Consider the following 16,320-nt stretch of genomic DNA (forward strand, 5'->3'; position numbering starts at 1 on the left):
CGTCTGTCAAATAACGGTCGTGCTCTGTGTGTAGCGTTAGCTGAATAGTGTGATTTTCCAAAACAAAAAGCGCTGCATTGGCTATACCTGTACCACCCTTGCTTATACCGTTACCGATCTACTTACAGGAGTTACAGCATGAAGCTAGCGTTAATGATGAGCACTGTGTGCATGGCCTCGATCGGATTGGTCGGCTGTGCCAGCAAAGTCGTTGAGCCGGATCAGTATTCCGGTTTTCTCAAGGACTACAGCCAGCTCAAGGAAGCCAAGTCGCCCTCGGGTGCCACGGTGATGCGCTGGGTCGATCCCAAGGTCGATATCAGCAAATTCACCAGCGTCTACGTCGAACCGACCCAGCTCTATCCCAAGCCTCAACCGACGGTGAAAATTCCTCAGGCCACCCTCAATGGCATCACCGGTTACTACGATCAGGCGCTCAAGCGTGAAATCGGTAAATCCCTGCCACTGGCCGCAGGTCCTGGCCCCGGTGTGATCGTGGTGCGTGCGGCGATCACCGCGGTCAGCAGCAAGACCGAAGGGCTCAAGCCTTATGAAGTGATCCCGATCGCCCTAGTGGCAGCGGCGGTCAGCACGGCCAGCGGTATTCGCGATCAGGAAACCGACCTGTCGACGGAAGCGGTGTTTCTCGACGGCGGCAATAATCATGTGCTGGCCCAGGTCGTGCGCAAGGGCACCGGCAAACCGTTGGAAAACGACGCTCAGGTGATGAAGGCCGATGACGTCAAAGGCGTGATCGATGGTTGGGCGGCGGATTTGCATCAGTCGTATTTGAAGCTCAAATCCAATTAATGTACCGGGGCTGATGGCCTCTTCGCGGGCAAGTCGAATCGTCGCACCGCTCGCTCCTACAGGGGACCGCGTAAACCTGTAGGAGCGAGCGGTGCGACGATTCGACTTGCTCGCGAAGGCGGTCTATCAGGCACCACATCACTCCCCGACAAACCACCGGTAATACGGATTCCCGCCATCCCCGCGCATCACCTCGCGAATATCCCTGGCCCAGGCATCACGGTCGCCGTCATACGCATGCAGGCTCGCCCGATAGAACTGCATCAGGCGTTGCTGGTGCGCATTCATCCGCTCGTTGAAACCCGCCTCGGCGTTCACCAATGGAGGCGCGATATGCAGGTCCAGCAGGGCCGGCAACACGCGGCTGATCTCCTTGGCCCGCACCCACGGCGCATATTCGATACGCGGCTGATCATCGGTGACCGGTTGCGCGTCAGCGGCGAAACGTTCCAGCCCTGCGCGATCGGTCACCCAGGTTGCCAACAACGCCGCCGCTGAACCGATGCCTGCGCACCAGTGCGCGCGAGTCGTCGATGTTTTGGGTCGGCAACGGCAGCCACTGAGCGACCAGGCCTTTGTTCTCCAGGCGACTGGCGGCCAATTGGTAGAAGTCGCGGGAATACAGATTCACCACGCCAGCGGCGGAGGGCGGTGGTGGTTCCAGGGTGATCAAGTCATAACGCTGTGGGTTGCGCAGCAGTCGCCCACCGGTTGGAACCGATGTTGATTACCCGGTCCTTGTCATAGTCGCCGGTTGGGGCGGTGATCCAGAGGGCGCCGGTAAGGAAAGTCTCCGGGGTCCAGTTGGCGAACGCTTCCTTGGTCAGCGCCGGGCCGCCAAACAGGTTGTGCACCAGCACGAACTGGGTGTCGGCCATGCCGCCATTGTGCTGGGTGCCGTCAAAAAACTGCGCGTTGTCGAATGACGCGGTGATGTCGGCGTAGGGTTGCAGGATCTGGATCGCGCTATTGCGTCCGTCAATCGCAAACGAGCGGGCGAAACGCGCGATGTACAGGTCGGCGTTGAGTGATAAACCATCGATGGGCAACGCGGTGTCGATCGAAGTGTTGGTATCGATACGGTTGTAATAGCCGAACACCATGTTCAGGTCGGTCGGCAGGTTTTGTCAGTCGCGAGCGTTGTCTGCCTGGCTCAGCAGCGGTGCCATGCTCAGGGTGAGGGCCGACAATGCGGCTTTTTTAATCGTCTTCGGGGCCCATCACGGTGCTCCTGCGGGATACGGGGTAGAGGTTCATGGCTTAGGGGGCACTCGGAATCAGTATCGGCATTTTCCATTGGCCACTGGCGACTTCCGGTTTCGGCAGGTACAGGCGCAATACGCCGTAGAACGGCCCGTCCGGCGCTGGCAGCCAGTTGCTTTGCAGCGCTTGGGCCGGTGGCTTGTTTTGCAGGTAAAGGGTCAGCCCGCCGTCGCTGTCGAGCTTGAGGTCCGGCAGCATGCGCGAGTTGATCAGGTAGCGATTCAGCGGGTTGGCCACGAGCAATTTGTTTCTGCCGTTGTACATCGTCAGGGACCAGAACGCGTCGGCCGGGGGCAGGGCACCCTTGTCAAAATGCAGGGTGTAATCGTGCTTCGAGGCATCGACCGGCTGGCCATTCTTGTCGACGAAATAGCCGATGTAATTCGCCTCTTCGGCGGAGTTGCCGAAGATCCCCATGTTGGCGCCGGCGTAGCGGTACAGGTAGTTGCCCTTGAGGTGATCGCGGGTGCCGAACAAGTCGCCACTGCTGACTTGGTGGGTATCGACATGATCTTTTTTGAACTGTTCGAACGCGGCCTTGGCGTCGGCGATGCCGTCCTCCAGCGCCTTACGTTGATCGCCCGTGAGCGTGGTCAGATTGAAAGGTTTGCCGGCTTCGATGCCGATTGTCTTGAAGCGCCCAAGCAGGTCTTTTTCCACGTCCTGCGCCGGAGCGAACGCCAGCATGAAGTTCAGGTAGCGGAACAGGTCGGGCGTGTCGCTCATGCCCGGCAAGGGTTTTGGCCAGTCGATCGTCGGTGCGGCAGCCGGGGCCTTGTGCCCGACATAGCGGCTCAGCGGCTCGACCTTGTAGCCCTTCTGGATGTCCTTGACCTTGCCCAGGTCTTTGTCATCGAACAACTGGGTGCGGTACAGCGCATAGGCGATGTTGCTTTCGCTGCGCAGCAACCGGTCGATTTTCACCGGTTGCTGACCTTGCCAGTCCGGCCCGGCGATCATGAAATTGCCGCCCTTGTTGCCGGTGCTGCGGGTGCCCAGGTACGCGAAGTTCTGCGTGTAGGCATCGATCAGTTGCACGGAATAGTAACGGTGCTCTTCGATGGGCGGCAGGGTCAGCACCAAGGGTTCGGCGCGCAGGTCCATCCAGACAAAGGAGTAGGGCGTGTCGGCATTCGGCGTGACGAACGCGGTGTCCTTGGCGGTAAACGCCTTGGCGGTGTTGCCGATCTGGTTGAACGGCGCCTTGAAGTTCGGGCTGCTCTTGTCCACGGCCTGGGTGTAGAGGGTCTTGTACATTTCCACCACCGGGAAGCCATACAAATAGGCTTCCTTGGCGATGCCTCGGGCCTCTTCCGGCGTGGCAGTGAAGTCGGCCCAGGCGCTGGTGCTCAGGGTGAGAGAAAGTGCGGTGAGCAACAAGCGGTTATTCATAACATTCCTTATTGAACCCTTGGGCGTCATTCCACAGCGGTGATGTCGTCGAGTTTCCAGCTTTTGTCGAAGTAGGCTTCGGTCGGGGCGTACAGGCGGAAATAGCTGAACCAGTGTTTGCCCGGTACGGTTTGTACCCAGTTGTTTTCGAAACCTGCCGGCGCGGTCGGGCCGAAGTACAAGTCCACCGAACCATCCGCGTTCTTTTTCAGGTCCTGACGGGAAGACAAGTCAGCCTTGCGCTGCGGATTGTCGATCAGGCAACGGCTGTCGATGTCGTACACGGTCATCGACCAGAACTGCTTGGCCGGCGGATTGGCGCCGACGTGCAGGCGATAATTCTTGCCACCGTCGAGCCAGTTGCCCTTGGCATCGGTGTAGGCGCCGAGGTAGGTCTGGCCCAGGCCCGGAGTCTTGGAAACCATGCCTTTGGTGTTGGTCACCGCTTCGTAGAACCAGGCGCTGCGTTCCCATAACTGGTCGTAATAGGCCACGCGCTGCGACGGTTCGGCGATGTTCAGCACGGTGTCCCACTGGCGGTCCGGCCAGTACTGCGAATCAGAGAAACGCTTGGCGAAGGTGTTGGCCTTGGCGATCAGCTCGCCGACCTGTGCGCCTTGTTCCAGTGCCTTGCGTTGGTTGTCGTTGGGGTTGAAGGGTTTGTCCTTCTCGATACCCAGACTGGCAAGCATCGCCATGTAAAAGCGGTCACGCTCGTTGACCGGTTCTTTCTGAATGATCTGATGCAACCGTTCCCAGTACGCCAGGCCTCGTGGCTGGGTGCCCGACCAGGCTTTGCCGCCGGGGGAAAGCAGTTGGGTCTTGCCGGGTTCGGCGCGCTTGGCGTACGGGTACATCTTGAATTGCTCGACCAGCGCCTTGCCCTTGGCCGGGTCCGGATCGAGCACACGAAAACCGACCAGTACGTTCATGGTTTCCGATTTAGCCAGGTAATACTTGCCGGCATCGGCCGGTGGTTCGGCGCCCGGTGGCAGCACCAGGTACTTGCCGCCCTTGCCTTTGTCCGGGCCGGTCTGGCCCATGTCGATGATCGCCCGCTGCCAGAAATCACCGACGCCGCCCGCCGTCGGGCCGGGTGGCAGTTCGATCACCATCGGGCCGGTTTCATTGAGGTCGACGAAGCCGAGGATGTAGGGCGTGGTGGCGTTGGCGGTGATCACGCCGAGTTTGTCTTCGTAACTGTTGAGCACCATCAGGTCACCGCTGTGGGCGCCCAGTTTGTCGCGGAATTCTTCCTGCCATTGCGCATAGGAAACCAGCGGCAACGCCCACAGATAACTCTGGGTCGCCTGCTGGAAATCCAGTTCGGCGTACAGTTTGGCAATGGACTCATGGGCCGGCAGTTCGCCGTCCATCGCGATTTTACCTATCGGGGTGTCGAGATCCAGAGCGCCCACGCCACAGCTGACGAACATGGTCATCAGGCTGAAACCGGCTGCGCGGATGGCAACGTGCATAGTGAATTCCTTATTGACCGAACGTGACGTTGATCCCGGCGAACAGCGTGAGCTGCTGCAGGCCATCGCCTTTGCGCTCTACGGTCCATTGCGGTTCGATGAAGGCGTTGAGGATATTGGAACCGGATTTCCACACTTTGCCGCCACCCAAACCGAGTGGGATGTATTGGGTGTCGTTCTTCAGGTCGAAGGTCCAAGTGCCGGTCGAGCGCAGGTACCAGCCTTTGGCCAGGTTATGAAGGTTGGCGCCGGGCGCCAGGTTCAGCGGGTTGTGACTTTTGTTGGCGGTGTCAGCGTTGTCCGCGAAGGCATAAAAGACAGGCGCAAATGATGCCGCCAACAGCGAGGCGTCTGTTCCCAATCTAATCGACATGATTCCCCGGTTCCTTGGTGGCTCATTGGACGACTCGGCACTTCTCGGCCGTTACTGCGTAAGCTTTTTCCTATCAAGCCGTAGGACACGTCCATTCAAGTTAGCAGCTAACCGTCGGTTGGCCAGTCAGGGGAGGTGATTTTTTCGGATTTTGCACAAATTCGCGTACTAAGAAGTTGATACAAATCATTGGGTTGGGGGTGATAGTTGCTGTTAATTCGATAGAGAGGTTGTCTGATGTGCCGCCTTCGTGAGCAGGCTTGCTCCCATGTGGTTGCTGGCGTACACGGGTTTTGTGTTCGCTCATGATCAAATGTGGGAGCGGGCTTGCTCGCGAAGAACGATGACGCGGTGGTGCTGATTGGCTACTGAAATATTCAGCGTTTATTCCCTTTCCCAAACGCCCGCTCTTCCTGCTCGCGCAACTCCGGCGTGAACTCCTCCCCAAAATCCTCCATCTCAAACACCTGACGAATTTCAATCTCGGCGTCGGTGCCCGGCATCGGGTTGGGGCAGCGCTTGACCCAGTCGATCGCTTCTTCTTTTGATTTCACCTGCCACAACCAGAAGCCGGCGATCAGTTCCTTGGTTTCGGCGAAGGGGCCGTCGATCACCGTGCGTTTGTCGCCCGAGAAACGCACGCGGGCGCCTTTGCTGCTGGGGTGCAGGCCTTCGCCCGCGAGGAGGATGCCGGCCTTGGCCAGTTCTTCGTTGTAATTGCCCATCGCGGTGAGCAGTTCTTCGCTGGGCATCACGCCGGCTTCGGAATCCTGGCTGGCCTTGATAATGATCATGAATCGCATGGTGGTCTCTCCACTGGATTTGAATGAGTCACTTCATAGTCGTGCGGCGGAGTGCCAAATCGACAGGGCTTCAATAAAAATCGCGGACAGGCCTGCCTTTCGTCACGAACACCGAGTGGCGATGGGCAACAGCGGTACGCTTTGTATCGATTGACCCTGTAGGAGCGAGGCTTGCCCGCGAATGGGGCGCCGCGGTGCCACAGGCAGACTGCGTTATCGTTCTTCGCGGGCAAGCCTCGCTCCTACAGGGTTTTGGGTTGTATCCAGTTTGTGCGACGACATATCACAATTTGTATCCGCCCATAGGTCGTCGGGCAATTTCGTGGTTAACTTCCGCCTCTTCAAAATTCTCCACAACAACGACAGAAGGACTCCGTTCATGGCTCAAGTCACTCTTAAAGGCAACCCGGTTCAAGTCAACGGCCAACTGCCACAAGCCGGTTCCAAGGCGCCAGCCTTTTCCCTGGTTGCCGGCAATCTGTCCGACGTGACCCTGGCGAACTTCGCCGGCAAGCGCAAAGTGCTGAACATCTTCCCAAGCGTCGACACCCCGACCTGCGCCACCTCGGTTCGCAAGTTCAACGCCCAGGCCAACGACGTCGCCAACACCGTGGTGCTGTGCATCTCCGCCGATCTGCCGTTCGCCCAAGCCCGTTTCTGCGGCGCCGAAGGTCTGGAAAACGTACAGAACCTGTCGACCCTGCGCGGCACCGAGTTCATCGAGAACTACGGCGTTGCCATCGCTGACGGCCCACTCAAAGGCCTGACCGCCCGTGCCGTCGTGGTGCTGGACGAGAACGACAACGTGCTGCACAGCGAACTGGTCAGCGAAATCGGTCAAGAACCGAACTACGAAGCGGCACTTGCTGTATTGAAATAAGCGCGGCTTCACAAATTGTTAACGGCCTGGCCCTGTCCAGGCCGTTTTCATTTGTGCTTCAGTGTCTTAGCCAAACATCCTGTTACGTAAGCCGAAGGTAAATTGCCGGTAAAGGCGCTTTGCTTAATACCCGCCAGTGCTTATCGTTCAGCCTCCAGTAGAAAAAGCCCACGCGCCCAATGGTTGATCATTCAATGCAATCCTCCGCTTCCCGTAGTCCTCGCCGCTGGCTGTTTGGCCTGCTTGTCCTGTTGGTCATCGCTGGCCTGTGCTGGAAATTCTGGCCCGGCAGCGCTACGCCAAAAGAAGGCGCGGGGCAAAAAGCCGTGGCCGGGCACACCGGCCGTTCAGGGGGAATGCGCCCGGGTTTCGGTGGGGCGTCCGGTCCGGTTCCGGTACGTGTGGCGCCAGCGGTGAAGGGCGACTTCCCGTTGTACTACAAGGCCCTCGGTACAGTGACCGCGTTGAATACGATCAATGTGCGCAGCCGAGTCGGCGGCGAATTGATCAAGATTTCGTTCGAAGAAGGGCAAATGGTCAAGGCGGGCGATCTGCTGGCTGAAATCGACCCGCGTCCGTACCAGAACGCCTTGCTGCAGGCCGAAGGCACGTTGCTGCAGAATCAGGCACAACTGAAAAACGCCCAGGTCGACGTCGAGCGCTACCGCGGCCTGTACCGCGAAGACAGCATCGCCAAGCAAACCCTGGACACCGCCGAAGCATTGGTCGGCCAGTACCAGGGCACGGTCAAGACCAATCAGGCGGCAGTCAACGACGCCAAGCTCAATCTCGAATTCACCAGGATCCGCGCCCCGATTACCGGCCGCGTCGGCCTGCGCCAGCTGGACGTCGGCAACCTCGTCGCGGCCAACGACACCACGGCGCTGGCGATCATCACCCAGACTCAACCGATCAGCGTAGCTTTCACCTTGCCGGAAAACAGCCTTGACGTGGTGCTGGCCCGCTACCGCACCGGCGCCAAACTGCCCGCCGAAGCCTGGGACCGCGGCGACACCAAATTGCAGGCCACCGGCGTATTGCAGAGCCTGGATAACCAGATCGACGTCACTACCGGCACTCTGAAATTCAAGGCGCGCTACGAGAACCGCGATCAATCGCTGTTCCCCAACCAGTTCGTCAATGTCCACTTGCTGGCCGACACACTTAAAGACGTGGTGCTCGCGCCCTCGGCGGCGATCCAGTTCGGCACCAACGGCACGTTCGTCTACGCGATGGACGGCGACAAGAAGGTCAAGATCCGTCAGTTGAAAGTCGGCGCCAGTGACGGTGACAACACCGTCATCACCGAAGGCCTCGCCGCCGGTGACCGCGTCGTCCTGGAGGGCACCGATCGCCTGAAGGACGGCAGCGATGTCGAGGTCGTCAACGACACCAAGGATGTACCGACCACCCCGACCGGGCACCTGCAAGGCAAATCGGCGGCCAACGCGACTGAGCCGGCACCCGTCGACAAGGCGAAAAAGGGCGGCGCATGAACATCTCGCGGCTGTTCATCCTTCGCCCGGTAGCCACCACACTGAGCATGCTGGCGATTATCCTGGCCGGCGTGATCGCCTATCGTCTGCTGCCGGTGTCGGCGTTGCCTCAGGTCGATTATCCGACCATTCGCGTCATGACGCTGTACCCCGGCGCCAGCCCGGATGTCATGACCAGCGCGGTGACGGCTCCCCTTGAACGTCAGTTCGGGCAGATGCCGGGCCTGACCCAAATGGCCTCGACCAGTTCGGGCGGCGCCTCGGTGCTGACCTTGCGTTTCAGCCTCGACATCAACATGGACGTCGCCGAGCAGCAGGTGCAGGCGGCAATCAACGCCGCGACCAATTTGCTGCCCAAGGACCTGCCGGCACCGCCGGTGTACAACAAGGTCAACCCGGCGGACACCCCGGTCCTGACCCTGGCCATTACTTCCAAGACCATGCTGCTGCCCAAGCTCAATGACTTGGTCGACACCCGCATGGCGCAGAAAATCGCCCAGATCAGCGGCGTCGGCATGGTCAGCATTGCCGGCGGCCAGCGTCAGGCGGTGCGGATCAAGGTCAACCCCGAAGCCTTGGCGGCCAACGGCTTGAACCTGTCGGACGTGCGCACGCTGATCGGCGCGTCCAACGTCAACCAGCCCAAGGGTAACTTCGACGGTCCGACACGGGTGTCGATGCTCGATGCCAACGACCAGCTGACCTCGCCCAAGGATTACGCCAACCTGATCCTGGCCTATGCCAACGGCGCGCCGTTGCGGCTCAAGGACGTGGCAGAAATCGTCGACGGTGCCGAGAACGAGCGTCTGGCAGCGTGGGCCAACGAAAACCAGGCGGTGTTGCTGAATATCCAGCGTCAGCCCGGCGCCAACGTCATCGAAGTGGTCGACCGGATCAAGGCCTTGCTGCCGAGCATCACCGACAACCTGCCGGCCGGCCTCGAAGTCACGGTCCTGACCGACCGCACACAAACCATCCGCGCTTCCGTCACAGACGTGCAACACGAGCTGCTGATCGCCATCGCGCTGGTCGTCATGGTGACGTTCCTGTTCCTGCGTCGCGCCAGCGCCACGATCATTCCGTCGGTCGCCGTGCCTTTGTCGCTGATCGGCACCTTCGGCGTGATGTACCTCGCAGGTTTCTCGGTCAATAACCTGACCCTGATGGCCCTGACCATCGCCACCGGTTTTGTGGTGGACGATGCGATCGTCATGCTGGAGAATATTTCCCGATTTATCGAAGAGGGCGACAGTCCCTTGAATGCAGCGCTCAAGGGCGCCAAGCAAATCGGCTTTACCCTGATTTCCCTGACCCTGTCGCTGATCGCGGTGCTGATTCCGCTGCTGTTCATGGCGGACGTGGTGGGCCGGTTGTTCCGCGAATTTGCGATCACGCTGGCCGTGGCGATCCTTATCTCGCTGGTGGTGTCGCTGACCCTGACGCCAATGATGTGCGCGCGGTTGCTCAAGCGCGAACCCAAGGAAGAAGAGCAGGGCCGTTTCTATCGGGCCAGCGGCGCAACAATTGATTGGATGATCGCGGCTTACGGACGTAAGTTAAAGTGGGTTCTCAAGCACCAACCGCTGACGTTGCTGGTGGCCATCGGCACCTTGGCGCTGACGGTGTTCCTTTACATGGTCGTGCCCAAGGGCTTCTTCCCGGTGCAGGACACCGGGGTGATTCAGGGGATTTCCGAGGCGCCGCAGTCGATTTCCTTCGCGGCGATGAGCGAACGGCAGCAGGAATTGGCTAAAGTGATCCTGGCCGATCCGGCCGTAGAGAGTCTTTCGTCCTACATTGGTGTGGACGGTGACAACTCGACGCTCAACAGCGGTCGCATGCTGATCAACCTCAAGCCTCACAGTGCGCGGGACCTCAGCGCCACCAAAATCATTGCCCGCCTGCAACCGGAAGTGGACAAGCTGATCGGCATTCGCCTGTTCATGCAGCCGGTGCAGGACTTGACCATCGAAGATCGGGTCAGCCGCACGCAATACCAATTCAGCATGTCATCGCCGGATTCCGAGTTGCTGAGCCTGTGGAGTGGCCGCCTGGTCGAAGCCCTGGCCCAGCGGCCCGAACTGACTGACGTTGCCAGCGATTTGCAGGACAAGGGTTTGCAGGTTTATCTGGTGATCGACCGCGATGCGGCATCGCGAGTCGGTGTCTCGGTGTCGAACATCACCGATGCGCTGTACGACGCCTTCGGTCAGCGGCAGATTTCCACCATCTACACCCAGGCCAGCCAGTACCGCGTGGTGCTGCAGTCGCAGTCCGGCGAGAAGATCGGCCCGGACGCGCTGAATCAGATTCACGTGAAAACCACCGATGGCGGCCAGGTTCGCCTGTCCAGCCTGGCCCACATGGAGGAGCGTCAGGCGCAACTGGCGATCACCCACATCGGCCAGTTCCCGGCGGTGATGATGTCGTTCAACCTCGCGCCGGGCGTGGCGTTGGGGCATGCGGTGGACATCATCGACCAGGTGCAGAAAGACATCGGCATGCCGATTGGCGTGCAAACCCAGTTCCAGGGCGCGGCCGAAGCGTTCCAGGCCTCGCTGTCGAGCACCTTGCTGCTGATCCTCGCGGCGGTGGTAACCATGTACATCGTGCTGGGCGTGCTGTACGAGAGCTACATCCACCCGATCACCATTCTCTCGACCTTGCCCTCGGCGGCGGTCGGCGCCTTGTTGGCGCTGCTGTTGAGCGGCAATGACCTGGGGATGATCGCGATCATCGGCATCATCCTGCTGATCGGTATCGTGAAAAAGAACGCGATCATGATGATCGACTTCGCCCTCGACGCTGAACGCAATCAGGGCCTGGACCCGGAAACAGCGATCTATCAGGCTGCGCTGCTGCGCTTCCGGCCGATCCTGATGACCACCCTGGCGGCCTTGTTCGGCGCGGTGCCGTTGATGCTGGCCACCGGCTCCGGCGCTGAGTTGCGGCAGCCGTTGGGTCTGGTGATGGTCGGTGGTTTGCTGGTGAGTCAGGTGCTGACGTTGTTCACCACGCCGGTGATCTACCTGTACTTCGATCGTCTCGGTCGGCGCTGGGGCCGCAGTTCTCAATCCGTGGAAGCGGTTGAGCAGCCATGAACCTCTCCGGACCTTTCATCAAGCGCCCGGTAGCGACCATGCTGCTGAGCCTGGCGATCATACTGCTGGGCGGGGTGAGCTTCGGGTTGTTGCCAGTGTCGCCGCTGCCGCAAATGGACTTCCCGGTGATCGTGGTCCAGGCCAGTCTTCCCGGTGCGAGTCCGGAGGTGATGGCGTCGACGGTGGCCACGCCGCTGGAACGCTCCTTCGGCGCCATCGCCGGGGTCAACACCATGAGCAGCCGTTCCAGCCAAGGCTCGACCCGGGTCATCCTGCAATTTGACCTCGACCGCGACATCAACGGTGCGGCGCGGGAAGTGCAAGCGGCGATCAACGCCTCGCGCAACCTGCTGCCTAGCGGAATGCGCAGCATGCCGACCTATAAAAAGGTCAACCCGTCCCAGGCACCGATCATGGTGCTGTCGCTGACCTCCGATGTGCTGGAAAAGGGTCAGCTCTACGATTTGGCCTCGACGATCCTGTCCCAGAGCCTGTCCCAGGTGCAGGGCGTCGGGGAAGTGCAGATCGGCGGCAGTTCACTGCCGGCGGTGCGTATCGAACTCGAACCCCAGGCGCTGAACCAGTACGGTGTGGCCCTGGACGATGTGCGCAACACCATCGCCAACGCCAACGTGCGCCGGCCCAAGGGTTCGGTCGAAGACGGCCAGCGTTTGTGGCAAGTCCAGGCCAACGATCAGTTGGAGAAAGCCAAGGATTACGAGTCGCTGATCATCCACTACAACGGCGGCGCGGCTCTGCGCCTGAAGGATGTGGCCAAGGTCAGCGACGGCGTCGAGGACCGCTACAACAGCGGCTTCTTCAACGATGACGCGGCGGTGTTGCTGGTGATCAACCGGCAGGCCGGCGCCAACATCATCGAGACGGTCAACGAGATCAAGGCCCAGCTGCCGGCGTTGCAGGCCGTTCTGCCGGCCAGCGTCAAACTGAATCTGGCCATGGACCGCTCGCCGGTGATCAAGGCGACCTTGCACGAAGCGGAAATGACCCTGCTGATTGCCGTGGCGCTGGTGATTCTGGTGGTGTTCCTGTTCCTCGGTAACTTCCGCGCTTCGTTGATTCCGACGTTGGCGGTGCCGGTGTCGTTGGTGGGCACGTTCGCGGTGATGTACCTCTATGGGTTCTCGCTGAACAACCTGTCGCTGATGGCGCTGATTCTGGCCACCGGGTTGGTGGTGGACGATGCCATCGTGGTGCTGGAGAACATTTCCCGGCACATCGACAAAGGGGTGCCGCCAATGAAGGCCGCCTACCTGGGGGCGCAGGAAGTCGGTTTCACCTTGCTCTCGATGAACGTCTCGCTGGTGGCGGTGTTCCTGTCGATCCTGTTCATGGGCGGGATCATCGAAAGCCTGTTCCGCGAGTTTTCCATCACCCTGGCGGCGTCCATCGTGGTGTCGCTGGTGGTTTCGCTGACGCTGACGCCGATGCTCTGCGCGCGGTGGCTCAAGCCGCACACGCCGGGCCAGGAAAACCGCTTGCAACGCTGGAGTCAGCGGGCCAACGAGTGGATGGTCGGCAAATACGCAACCAGCCTCGACTGGGTACTGCGCCATCGCCGGCTGACTCTGCTTAGTTTGTTTCTGACTATTGGCGTTAACATTGCGCTGTATGTAGTTGTTCCTAAAACATTTTTACCTCAGCAGGACACCGGTCAGCTGATCGGTTTCGTGCGCGGCGACGATGGCCTGTCTTTCAGCGTGATGCAGCCGAAAATGGAAACCTTCCGCCGTGCCGTGCTCAAGGACGACGCGGTGCAAAGCGTCGCCGGCTTCATCGGCGGCACTAACGGCACCAACAACGCCTTCATGCTGGTACGTCTGAAGCCGATCAAGGAACGCAACATTTCCGCGCAGAAAGTCATCGAGCGCCTGCGCAAGGAAATGCCCAAGGTCGCTGGCGCGCAGCTGATGCTGATGGCGGATCAGGACCTGCAATTTGGTGGTGGTCGTGAACAAACCACTGCGCAGTATTCCTACATCCTGCAAAGCGGTGATCTGGGGGCGTTGCGCGAGTGGTATCCAAAAGTCGTCACGGCGTTGAAAGCCTTGCCGGAACTGACGGCCATTGACGCCCGTGAAGGCCGTGGTGCGCAGCAAGTGACGCTGATTGTCGATCGCGATCAGGCCAAACGCCTGGGGGTCGACATGGACATGGTCACCTCGGTGCTGAACAACGCCTACAGCCAGCGGCAGATTTCGACGATTTACGACAGCCTCAACCAGTATCAGGTGGTGATGGAGGTCAATCCGAAATACGCCCAGGACCCGATCACCCTGAAACAGGTTCAGGTGATCACGGCTGACGGCGCGCGGATCCCGCTGTCGACCATCGCCCATTACGAAAACAGCCTGGAAGACGATCGCGTCAGCCACGAAGGCCAGTTCGCCTCGGAAAGCATTTCGTTCGACATGGCTGAAGGCGTGACGGTGGAGCAGGGCAGCGCGGCCATCGAGCGGGCGATTGCCAAGGTCGGCTTGCCGGAAGACGTCATCGCGAAAATGGCCGGCACTGCCGACGCCTTTGCCGCGACGCAGAAGAGCCAGCCGTGGATGATTCTCGGCGCGCTGGTGGCGGTGTATCTGGTGCTGGGTGTGCTGTATGAAAGCTACATCCATCCGCTGACCATTCTCTCGACCTTGCCGTCGGCCGGGGTCGGTGCGCTGCTGTCGATCTATGCACTGGGCGGTGAGTTCAGCCTGATCTCGTTGCTCGGCTTGTTCCTGCTGATCGGCGTGGTGAAGAAAAACGCGATTCTGATGATCGACCTGGCCTTGCAGCTTGAACGCCATCAAGGCCTGGCGCCGCTGGAGTCGATTCGCAGCGCCTGCCTGCAACGTCTGCGGCCGATTCTGATGACCACGCTGGCGGCGATTCTCGGTGCCTTGCCGTTGCTGCTGAGCCGTGCCGAAGGTGCGGAAATGCGTCAGCCACTGGGCCTGACCATCATCGGCGGGCTGATCTTCAGCCAGGTGCTGACCCTTTACACCACCCCGGTGGTTTACCTCTATCTCGACAAACTGCGCCATCGCTTCAACCACTGGCGTGGGGTGCGTACCGATGCTGCTCTGGAAACTCCGCTATGACTGACCGTTCGCTTATCAACCTGACTGCACCGCTGATCACGGCCCGAGGCTCGCGGTTGTTGAGCCTGTCGCTGTGTGTCGCACTGCTCAGCGCCTGCGCCATCGGCCCGGATTACCAGCGCCCGCCAACCGCCGAGCCGGTGCAATACAAGGAAGCGGCCGGTTGGCGTCAGGCCAGGCCGAGCGATTCACTGGCGCGCGGTGCCTGGTGGGAGTTGTATGGCGATCAACAGCTCAATGGCCTGATCGAAAAACTCAACAGTTCCAACCAGACGGTCGCCCAGTCCGAAGCCCAATACCGTCAGGCGCAGGCCTTGGTAAAAAGTGCCCGGGGGGCGTTTTTTCCGACGGTGGACCTGACGGTCGGGAAGAACCGCTCCAGCCAGGGCACCGGTAGTAGCAGTTCGAGCCTGACCAGTTCTTCCAGCGGGATTCGCGACACCTATACCGCCCAGGCCGGGGTCAGCTGGGAAGCCGATATCTGGGGCAAGCTGCGCCGTGGGTTGCAAGCCGACACCGCGAACGCCGAGGCAAGCTTTGCCGATCTGGCGGCTATGCGCCTGAGCCAGCAGTCGGAGCTGGTGCAGAACTACCTGCAATTGCGCGTGATCGATGAGCAGAAGCGCTTGCTGGAAGCGACGGTCGAGGCCTACCGGCGTTCGCTGACAATGACCCAAAACCAATACCGCGCCGGTGTCTCCGGCAAGGACGCGGTGGCTCAGGCACAGACCCAACTCAAGAGCACCGAGGCGGACCTGGTCGATCTGATCTGGCAGCGTGCCCAGTTCGAAAACGCCATTGCCGTGCTCATCGGGTTGGCGCCAGCCGAGTTCAGCCTGGCGGAAACCAAGGACATCCCGGTATTGCCCGAGGTGCCGCTGGGCTTGCCTTCGCAGTTGCTGGAGCGCCGCCCGGACATTGCCTCTGCCGAGCGTTCGGTAATCGCCGCCAACGCCAACATCGGCGTGGCCAAGGCTGCCTACTACCCGGACCTGACGTTGAGCCTGAACGGTGGCTATAGCAGCAGCACCTACGCCAACTGGATCAGCTTGCCCAACCGTTTCTGGTCGGTCGGGCCGCAACTGGCCATGACCTTGTTCGACGGCGGCCAGCGTTCGGCGGAAGTCGACCGCAGCGAAGCCGCCTACGACGAAACCGTGGCCAAATACCGCCAGACCGTGCTCGATGGCTTCCGTGAGGTGGAAAACTACATGGTCCAGCTCAAGGTCCTGGAAAACGAAGCCGGCGTGCGCCAGGAAGCGCTGGACGCTGCGCGCGAGTCCTTGCGCCTGATCCAGAACCAGTACAAGGCCGGGTTGATCGCTTACCTCGATGTGGTCGTGGTACAAGCCACGGCGCTCAACAATGAACGCAACGTGCTGAACTTGTTGCAGAGCCGCCTGATTGCCAGCGTGCAGCTGATCGCGGCGCTGGGCGGTGGCTGGGATGGCGCGTTGCAAGTCAGCGAAAAAGGGACCCTGTAGCAGCTGCCGAGCCGGTCGCTCAGAGGTGTCAAACAAGCGTTTCATCGGCTTGATGGCTTTTTGCTAATTTTGTCAGTGCGTTCTTTTGCGCAATCAGTACAATCGCCCGATTTACCCCTCCGAGAATGGAAGCAGT

General features: G+C 60.2%; 9 protein-coding genes and 3 pseudogenes. 6 read left to right on the forward strand and 6 right to left on the reverse strand.

All coding sequences use genetic code 11. The features are described 5' to 3' along the window. Positions 1-138: 138 nt before the first annotated feature. Positions 139-810 (forward strand): DUF3313 domain-containing protein, encoded by a 672-nt coding sequence (locus ACA057_RS15335; RefSeq protein WP_497349692.1) that lies wholly within the window; start codon positions 139-141, stop codon positions 808-810. A gap of 138 nt (positions 811-948) precedes the next feature. On the opposite strand, the pseudogene ACA057_RS15340 reads toward ACA057_RS15335, so the two are convergent. From ACA057_RS15340 to ACA057_RS15365, 6 genes and pseudogenes are all read right to left on the reverse strand, one after another. Then, a pseudogene (locus tag ACA057_RS15340) lies at positions 949-1,510 on the reverse strand (spermidine synthase); the annotation flags it as partial. A 1-nt stretch (position 1,511) separates the two neighbouring features. Continuing rightward, a pseudogene (locus ACA057_RS15345) lies at positions 1,512-1,913 on the reverse strand (transporter); the annotation flags it as partial. Positions 1,914-2,070: 157 nt separating this feature from the next. Continuing rightward, a complete protein-coding gene (locus tag ACA057_RS15350) occupies positions 2,071-3,465 on the reverse strand; it encodes a DUF1254 domain-containing protein (protein ID WP_497349694.1) in 1,395 nt (464 codons plus the stop codon). Positions 3,466-3,491: 26 nt separating this feature from the next. Next, positions 3,492-4,943 carry a DUF1254 domain-containing protein gene (locus tag ACA057_RS15355; RefSeq protein ID WP_497349696.1) on the reverse strand — a complete coding sequence of 484 codons (1,452 nt, stop codon included), beginning with the start codon at positions 4,941-4,943 and terminating at the stop codon, positions 3,492-3,494. Between the two features lie 10 nt (positions 4,944-4,953). Further along, positions 4,954-5,184, reverse strand: a pseudogene (locus tag ACA057_RS15360) (hypothetical protein); the annotation flags it as partial. Between the two features lie 509 nt (positions 5,185-5,693). Then, complete coding sequence (locus ACA057_RS15365) at positions 5,694-6,119, reverse strand: YciI family protein (RefSeq protein WP_497349698.1); 426 nt, start codon at positions 6,117-6,119, stop codon at positions 5,694-5,696. A gap of 379 nt (positions 6,120-6,498) precedes the next feature. Here ACA057_RS15365 and tpx point away from each other — a divergent pair, with 379 nt between their 5' ends. From tpx to ACA057_RS15390, 5 genes are all read left to right on the forward strand, one after another. Next, positions 6,499-6,999, forward strand: a complete 501-nt coding sequence (gene tpx, locus ACA057_RS15370; protein WP_403019055.1) for a thiol peroxidase — start codon at positions 6,499-6,501, stop codon at positions 6,997-6,999. A 179-nt stretch (positions 7,000-7,178) separates the two neighbouring features. Then, positions 7,179-8,495 carry an MdtA/MuxA family multidrug efflux RND transporter periplasmic adaptor subunit gene (locus ACA057_RS15375; RefSeq protein ID WP_497349701.1) on the forward strand — a complete coding sequence of 439 codons (1,317 nt, stop codon included), beginning with the start codon at positions 7,179-7,181 and terminating at the stop codon, positions 8,493-8,495. Next, positions 8,492-11,596, forward strand: a complete 3,105-nt coding sequence (locus tag ACA057_RS15380) for an MdtB/MuxB family multidrug efflux RND transporter permease subunit (RefSeq protein WP_497349703.1) — start codon at positions 8,492-8,494, stop codon at positions 11,594-11,596. The genes ACA057_RS15375 and ACA057_RS15380 overlap by 4 nt, the downstream gene beginning before the upstream one ends. After that, entirely contained in the window at positions 11,593-14,700 is a 3,108-nt protein-coding gene (locus tag ACA057_RS15385; RefSeq protein WP_497349705.1) for an efflux RND transporter permease subunit, read from the forward strand. The genes ACA057_RS15380 and ACA057_RS15385 overlap by 4 nt, the downstream gene beginning before the upstream one ends. After that, a complete protein-coding gene (locus tag ACA057_RS15390; RefSeq protein ID WP_497349707.1) occupies positions 14,697-16,184 on the forward strand; it encodes an efflux transporter outer membrane subunit in 1,488 nt (495 codons plus the stop codon). The genes ACA057_RS15385 and ACA057_RS15390 overlap by 4 nt, the downstream gene beginning before the upstream one ends. Positions 16,185-16,320: the final 136 nt, after the last annotated feature.

The sequence above is a fragment of the Pseudomonas sp. LBUM1661 genome (assembly GCF_059695925.1).